Genomic DNA, 7539 nt, shown 5'->3' with positions numbered 1-7539 from the left:
TATTTACAGGAAAGTAAAAGCTGTGCATAACTTACGAGAAATCAACAAGTTATGCACAGCTTTGCGTGTATATGTGGATATTTTTGTGGATAACGCTGTTTTAGCGGGCGGCTGGCTGCGGCAGCTGGGAGTGGCAGGAGGCGCCTGCGAGGCGGACGGCTTTTTCGGCGAGTACTTGGGTAGCGTCGATGAAGTTGCCAGTGATGTGGTACATGGCAACCGCGACGGGGATTTCGGTGCAGCCGAGGATGAAGGCTTCGGCCCCTGCGGCTTCCATTTCGTGCAGGGCTTGGCAGACGGGCTGGGTATCGTAGTCTCTCAAGCCGGCTTTGACGCCGTCGTAGATCATGGCGTGGATGGCGGCGCCTTGTGCTTCAGTGGGCAGCAGCGGTTCTATGCCGGCGTGCTCGAGGGCGCGCTGGTAGATGCCTGTGCGGCAGGTGCCTGTCGTCGCGAGCAGGCCGACTTTCTGGTAGCCCTGGGTCTTACAGTATTCGGCCGTTGCTTCGATCATGCTGATGACGGGAATCTGCAGATAGGGCAGCAGCGGTGGCAGGAAGTAGTGGGCGGTGTTGCAGGCCATGACGAGGAAATCCGCTCCCTGGCTGGTCAGGCGCTCGGCTGATTTCAGAAGTTCGGGAACGGGGCTGGGGCCCTGCCCGAGAATGGCCGCTGTGCGGTCGGGAACGTTGGTATTATTGTCGACGAGAATATGGATGTGCTCCTGATCTTCGCGGGCCTCGGTGGCGCAGATGATTTTCTGCATGAGGTCGACGGTGGCCATGGGGCCCATGCCGCCAATGATTCCAATCGTTTTCATGATGCGATCCTCCTTATTCTATGGGCGTGCGTTTCTTTTGGCTGCCGGATTGTTGTCTGTTCTTTGCTTGCTTCTAGCATAGCATTGGCGTATGATATAAGCAAATATGTATAACTTTAACAATTGCATAAAAAAATATTATAAGGATAAGGAGAAAATATTCATGATTAGTGGAATGGATTATGTCTATGCCGTTTGGCAGGCGCGCAGTTTTTCGGCGGCAGCGCGGCGCTTGTTCGTTTCTCAGCCTGCCCTGTCGGCGGCAATCAAGCGTGTGGAGACGGAAATCGGCCTGCCGCTTTTCGATCGCAGCCGGAGCCCGCTGCAGCTGACCGATGCGGGCAAGGCGTATATCGAGGCAGCAGAACGCATCTACCGCATCCAGCGCGACCTGGAGCGCTATTGCGGAGATCTGGCAGGACTGGCCAGCGGCACGCTGCAGCTCGGCGGGACGAATTTCTTTGCGTCCTGTTTCCTGCCGCCGATGATTGAGGCGTTCAGCAAAAAATATCCGCAGATCCGGCTCACGGTGACGGAGTCGGATTCTGCGGATCTGTATCACAAGCTGGCCAACGGCGAACTGGATGTCATTGTCGACAGCGGAATCTATGATGCGTCGCTTTATGATATCCTGCCGTTCTATACGGATCAGCTGCTATTGGCAGTGCCGGCGGGGCTGGCCATCAATACACGGTCGGAGCTGCAGGCGTGCAGGCTCAGGCGTGAGGATATCCTGGCGGGGCGTCATCGCGATGGTACGGTGCAGCCGGTTTCGCTGGCGGCATTTGCGGAGGAGCCGTTCCTGTTGCTCGGCAAGGGCAACGATATGCACCGGCGGGCCAGGGGGCTTTTTCAGGCAGCCAAGGTCACGCCGCAGGTCAGGCTGTATCTCAACCAGCTGATGACGGCGTTCCATATGGCCCGGCAGGGACTCGGGCCGACGTTTTTGACCGATACGCTGGTGCGCCTGGCCGCGCCAACCGAGGCGCTGGTATACTACCGGCTGAGTGGCGAGCTGGCGACGCGGCAGACGTTCCTGGCGGTCAAGAAGTGCGGCTACCGTACGAAGGCCATGGAGGGGTTCCTTGCTTGCAGCCTGGCGCTTTACGGGCGTCCGGAAATCAGCGCGTGATGGCGTCGTAGAGGGCGAAGATGAATTTTTTCGTGTTGATATGTACCTGCGACAGCGAGGGCTTTTCATCGTTTTCGATGAGCCGCATGGTATTGCGGATGTCGCTGTAGTCGAAGTAGATAGGTGCGTATTCTTCAAAACGGGGATTTGTGTAGTCGACGGCACCGAGCGTGGCGAGGTGGACATGCGCCTGATAGATGGTGCGGCGCAGGCGCTGCTCCATGGCTTTAGCTTCGCGGGGCGCATCGCTGGTGGCAGGGCGTTCGCTGGCGACATTGGTGAATAGCTGCTTGAGGCTCGGATTCATACCGGGATGGCGCGTGAGATAGCTGATGATATCCAAAAGATCCTGTGCGCCGGGGGCGTTTGCTATGCCCAGCTCCTGCAGCAGCGCCGTTCCTTTTTGTGCTGGGGAGGGAGCGGGGGCTGGTGCGGCCATCGCCTGCGGCGTGAGGCTGGCCAGGGAGCTCTGGAGGTTCTGGGCGAAGGATTCCAGCCGCAGGTGCTCGCTGACGTTCCGGATGATGCTGACAATTTCATTGCGGTTCAAGGGTTTGGTGATGTAGTAGTTCACGCCCTGTTCGTAGGCTTTGCCGACGAGGTCTTTGCTCTCGACCTGTGAGAGCATGATGATCTTGCCGGTGAAGTCTTTTTTTATCTGGCTGACGGCGGCGATGCCGTCGATGCCGGGCATCAGCATGTCGATGATCAGGATGTCGACATGGTGCAGGGCCAGCAGGCTATTGGTAAGTTCCGCCGCGGAGGGCAGGCTGGCCACGACTTCACCGAGATTGTAGTCTTCGATGATGTCCTGGAGCATCATGCGGATGGCTTCGTCGTCGTCGATAAGCAGGATATTCATGGTTGATTTCCTTTCGTGTCGTTTTTGTGGAGCTTGTGGCAGGGCAGGACGATGTCGCAGGTGACGGTGTTCTGCCCGTCGGAGTCGATGGCAATCGTGCCGCCGAGATTTTCCACCTGATGGCGGACATAGGTAAGCCCGACGCCGCTGGAGGCTTTGCCGGTACTGTCGAATTTCGTCGTGTAGCCCGGATGGAAGACCCGGGACAGGCGGTGTGGCGGGATGGCGCTGCCGGTGTTGCCGATATGGATGCTGAGTTTATCGTCGCCCTGGCCGCCGCTTACCCGGATGGATACCAGGCCTTGGCCCTGGATGGCCTCGACAGCGTTGGCGACGAGGTTGCCGAGCAGCGAGAGCAGCAGGAAGACGTGCAGCGGCGGCAGGCCGCGCGGTACATTGCTATGGAAGCTGATATCTTTATTCAGCGAGCGCGCGTATTTTTCCTGCGTATGCACGAGCAGCCGGACAATCTGGTCGGGCGGCAGGTAGTCCTCGACATGGCGGTTGTTCGTGAGCTCCTGCAGGCCTGCATAGATGCGCTGATGGGTCTTCTTGATTTCGTGGCACTGGCCGGCGATGCGCAGCAGTTCCTGCGCAATGGCTTGCTGCTGGGGCGTATGGGCTAGTGTCTTGACGGCGTCGTAGATCTGATAGCAGTCGTGCGTGACATCTTCGGCACTGCGCAGGGCGCAGCGTAGCTCGAAGGCCTCCTCGTAGAGGCTCGAGATCAGCAGCGAGAGCCGGTGCTGCTCCTTGGTCTTGCGCGTCAGCCGCACCTCGGTGTTGTAGAGCTGGAACAGGAAGAAGAACGAGAGGATGAAGAAGCAGCGGAAGACCGCGATGAGCAGCAGCCGGCCGAGCATGCCGAGGGTGAGCTGGTAGCTTTCCTGATAGGCGATGGCGTTCATGGCTGCCAGCTCGGCGACGCTGGCAAAGACCTCGGCGATGATGGCCCAGAAGGCGATCTCGAGGGCCTGGGCGTAGATGGACTTGTGCGTGAGCTGCGGCAGTGCGAAGAACAGCGCATAGCCGAAATAATAGAAGAAAGTCGGCACATGCAGGGCAAAGGAAGCTCCCAGTGGCTGGCCGTAGAGGCAGACATCGAGCGCCGTGCGGAACAGCATGACCGTGATGCCGGCGCAGGTGCCGGTGAACAGCCGCGGGAAGGGGCGCAGCCAGAGCAGGAACAGCAGGAAGACCGGCGAGCCGAAGCTCACGCGGAAATTGGCGAAGTCCCCGGTGAAGGGGTGGATCTTGGGCTCACCGGCCAGCGGCACGAGGATGAGCATGAATAGGAACACGAGCCAGTCACGGCGCGTGGGCTTGGTGTCAAACATGATGTACTCCTTCAAGATGATGTGTATTTATTATTTTGTATACACGTATAAATGTATCCTCTTAGAGATAATATAAAATTATCAAAAAATATTTGTCGTTAATGTGTCGGATTTTGTAGTTTCTTGTAGTCGGTTAGTTATATTAATATCATCAATCAAACCATTAGTCAATTCTTATCGTTGGAAACGCAGGAATGGCTGATGGGACGGAATCATAAGGAGGAAGTATCATGTCTGAACAAAAGCAAAGCCAAGGGCTCAGTCCCCTGGTACGTGGCCTCATGTGTGTGGCCATTGGCGCAATCATCTGGTTCATCCCGGCACCGGCTGGTGTCGGCCCGCAGGCTTGGGGCCTGCTCGCCGTATTCATTGCGACTATCGCAGGCTTCATCCTGCAGCCGATGCCAATCGGTGCTATCGCTATCATCGCCTGCGCTCTGCTGCCGGTGCTCGGCATCATGAAGCCGGGTGAGGCGCTGGCTGGTTTTTCGAACACGACGATCTGGCTGATCGTATCGGCCTTCATGTTCGCCGAGGGCTTCATCAAGACGGGGCTTGGCAAGCGCATTTCCTACATGCTGCTCTCGAAGTTTGGCAGCAGCACGCTGCGCGTCGCCTATGTCATGAGTGCGGCTGACTTCATCATCGCTCCGTTCACGCCGTCCAACACGGCGCGCGGCGGCGGCATCATCTATCCGATCGTCCGCAGTGTCACGGCAGCTATCGGCTCCGATGCGGAGACGGGCAAGAACAAGCGCACGGGTGCCTTCCTGATGTTCAGCGCCTATGCCGCTGTCATCACCTCGGCCTGCATCTTCCTGACGGGCGCTTCGAACAACGTGCTCTGCAACACGCTGGCCCAGGAGATGTTCGGCACTTCGATCGGCTGGGGCGAGTGGTTCCTGGCCTGCATCATTCCGGGCCTCATCCTGACCATCGCTACGCCGGCTATCCTCTATAAGCTCATCAATCCGGAGATCCAGGACTCCCCGGAGACGATGCAGCTGGCCAAGAAAGAGCTCAGCCAGATGGGCGCTATGACGCTCAAGGAGAAGATCCTCTGCGTGATCTTCATCGCAGCTCTCGTCATGTGGGCTACGGGCTCCATCCACCATATTGACTCGGCCTTCGTCGCACTCCTGGGCCTTTCGGCCATGCTCCTGACGAAGATCCTCGACTGGTCGGATATCACGAAGCAGCATGGTGCCTGGGACGTCCTCGTATGGATGGGCGTGCTGGTCAACATGGCAGCCTACCTGTCGAAATTCGGTCTGATGAAATGGTTTGCTGGGGCTATGGCTGCACAGTTCGCAGGAATGCCGTGGATGACGATGCTCATCATCCTCTGCCTCATCTATACCTTTGCACACTATCTGCTCGCGAGCAACAGTGCCCATATCATGGCTCTGTTTGCGGCTTTCGCGACGATCCTGGTGGCTGCTGGTGCGCCGGTGCTCGGCGTACTGATCCTCTTGGGCGCGCTCTGCAACAGCGCCTCGTTCCTCACCCACTATGGCTGCGGTGTCACGCCGATCTTCTTCGGCGCGAACTTCATGGGCCAGGGTGAGTGGTGGAAGATCGGCTTCATCATCACGGTCCTGCACATCGTGGTCTGGATGGGCGTTGGCCTGCCAGTCATGAAAGTGCTCGGCATGTTGTAAGCCTATGTGATTTCGTTGCGGAAAATGATTTGCCTGCCTGAATTGTACTACAATAATGTACAATTCAGGCGGACAAAAAAGTAAAAAATATTAATTTTGTACTTGCGTGTATTTTGTATACATGATACAATAATACCAAGTTAAGCGATTGATGATTCTAGGAATCAGAAACAATACGTTTCACTATCAATGATGTTGTTTGTGACTGCTGGGGGATAACAGCAGCCGAGAGAAAGGAACGTGGACGATTATGAGAACAGAGCATGATTTCATTGGTGAGCTTCAGGTACCGGATGATGTTTACTATGGTGTCCAGACGATGCGTGCCATTGATAACTTCAAGATCACGGGTCAGACAATCGATCCGGATTTCGTTCAGGCATTTGCCAAGGTAAAGAAAGCTGCTGCCCTGGCTAACATGGCTACGGGCCGCCTGCCGAAAGAGATCGGCGAGCCGCTGGTCCAGGCTGCTGACGAAATCATCGAAGGCAAATGGCTCGATCAGTTCCCGGTTGATCCGATTCAGGGCGGCGCTGGCACGTCAGTCAACATGAATGTCAACGAGGTTCTCTGTAACCGCGCCCTCGAGATCATCGGCAAACCGAAAGGGAGCTATGATATCATCTCCCCGAACAACCATGCCAACATGGCACAGTCGACGAACGACAGCTTCCCGACGAGCATCAAGGTCTGCCTCTCGCATAAGGCAAAGAAACTCACGGCTTCGCTCGACCGTCTCGCTACGGAACTCGAGAAGAAGGCTGAGGAGTACAAGGATATCCTCAAGATGGGCCGTACGCATCTGCAGGATGCTGTACCTATCACGCTGGGCCAGGAGATGGGCTCCTATGCTTCGTCCATCCGCCGCGGCATTGCCCGCATCGATCATGCCATCGATGGCATCCATGTCATGAACATGGGCGGCACGGCTGTAGGCACGGGCCTCAATGCTGAGCCGGAGTACATCAAGAAAGTCGCTGAGACGCTTTCGGAAGTCACGGGCGAGAAATATGTGACGGCTGACAACATCATCGATGCAACGAACAACACCGATGGTTTCTCCGATGTATCGAGCGCTATGAAGACGACGGCACTGGTGCTCATCAAGATGGCTAACGATTTCCGCATGATGGCTTCGGGCCCGCGCTGCGGCTTCAACGAACTCAAGCTGCCGAAACGCCAGCCGGGTTCCTCGATCATGCCGGGCAAAGTCAATCCGGTTATCGCTGAGGTCCTCGACCAGGCTTGCTATCAGGTCATCGCTAACGATATCGCTGTTTCCCTCGGCGTTGAGAACGGCCAGTTCGAGCTCAATGTCATGGAGCCGGTCATCAGCTTCAACATGTTCAATTCGATGAAGTACATGGCTAATGCTGTTGATACTTTCGTTGATAAACTGCTCATCGACCTTGAGCCGAATAAAGAGCAGTGCCAGGAGTGGCTCGACAAGAGCGTCGGTGTTGTCACGGCTATGCTGCCGCACATCGGCTATGAGAACTCCGCAATGATTGCCAAGGAAGCCTACAACACGGGCAAACCGGTCCGTCAGGTCATCCTGGAGAAGGGCCTCATCTCCCAGGAGAAGATGGAGAAGATCCTCTCCCCGAAACAGATGACGACCCCGGGCATCGCCGGCTGATCCGCTATCCAAGAACTTTCTATAAATTCCCCGAAAATCCCCCAGGATGCTTCCAAATCCCCTGGGGGATTTTTACTGTACAAAAATA

General features: G+C 56.4%; 6 protein-coding genes. 3 read left to right on the top strand and 3 right to left on the bottom strand.

What is annotated here, in order from left to right; all coding sequences use genetic code 11:
- Window positions 1-100 precede the first annotated feature (100 nt).
- Window positions 101-820: a cysteate racemase gene (gene cuyB, locus FZ041_RS14030; RefSeq protein WP_149190018.1), complete on the bottom strand. Its 720-nt coding sequence runs from the start codon at window positions 818-820 to the stop codon at window positions 101-103.
- Between the two features lie 163 nt (window positions 821-983).
- Here cuyB and FZ041_RS14025 point away from each other — a divergent pair, with 163 nt between their 5' ends.
- On the top strand, window positions 984-1952 hold the full coding sequence (locus FZ041_RS14025; protein ID WP_255449448.1) for a LysR family transcriptional regulator: 969 nt from the start codon (window positions 984-986) through the stop codon (window positions 1950-1952).
- Here the strand turns inward: FZ041_RS14025 and FZ041_RS14020 are convergent.
- Both FZ041_RS14020 and FZ041_RS14015 read right to left on the bottom strand, forming a co-directional pair.
- A complete protein-coding gene (locus FZ041_RS14020; protein WP_149190017.1) occupies window positions 1942-2814 on the bottom strand; it encodes a response regulator in 873 nt (290 codons plus the stop codon). The genes FZ041_RS14025 and FZ041_RS14020 overlap by 11 nt on opposite strands.
- On the bottom strand, window positions 2811-4151 hold the full coding sequence (locus FZ041_RS14015; protein WP_149190016.1) for a sensor histidine kinase: 1341 nt from the start codon (window positions 4149-4151) through the stop codon (window positions 2811-2813). The genes FZ041_RS14020 and FZ041_RS14015 overlap by 4 nt, the downstream gene beginning before the upstream one ends.
- A 230-nt stretch (window positions 4152-4381) precedes the next feature.
- On the opposite strand from FZ041_RS14015, the gene FZ041_RS14010 reads away from it, so the two are divergent.
- Together FZ041_RS14010 and FZ041_RS14005 are read left to right on the top strand one after the other, a co-directional pair.
- Complete coding sequence (locus FZ041_RS14010; protein ID WP_075443156.1) at window positions 4382-5812, top strand: DASS family sodium-coupled anion symporter; 1431 nt, start codon at window positions 4382-4384, stop codon at window positions 5810-5812.
- A gap of 250 nt (window positions 5813-6062) precedes the next feature.
- Complete coding sequence (locus tag FZ041_RS14005; protein ID WP_149190015.1) at window positions 6063-7451, top strand: aspartate ammonia-lyase; 1389 nt, start codon at window positions 6063-6065, stop codon at window positions 7449-7451.
- The last annotated feature ends 88 nt before the right edge of the window (window positions 7452-7539 follow it).

Origin of the sequence: Pseudoselenomonas caprae (assembly GCF_008271345.1) — a bacterium.
In the GTDB taxonomy this organism is placed as follows: Bacteria; Bacillota; Negativicutes; order Selenomonadales; family Selenomonadaceae; genus Selenomonas_A; species Selenomonas_A caprae.
Note: the sequence above shows the minus strand (reverse complement) of the source record. Positions and strands in the feature narration are given on the sequence as shown.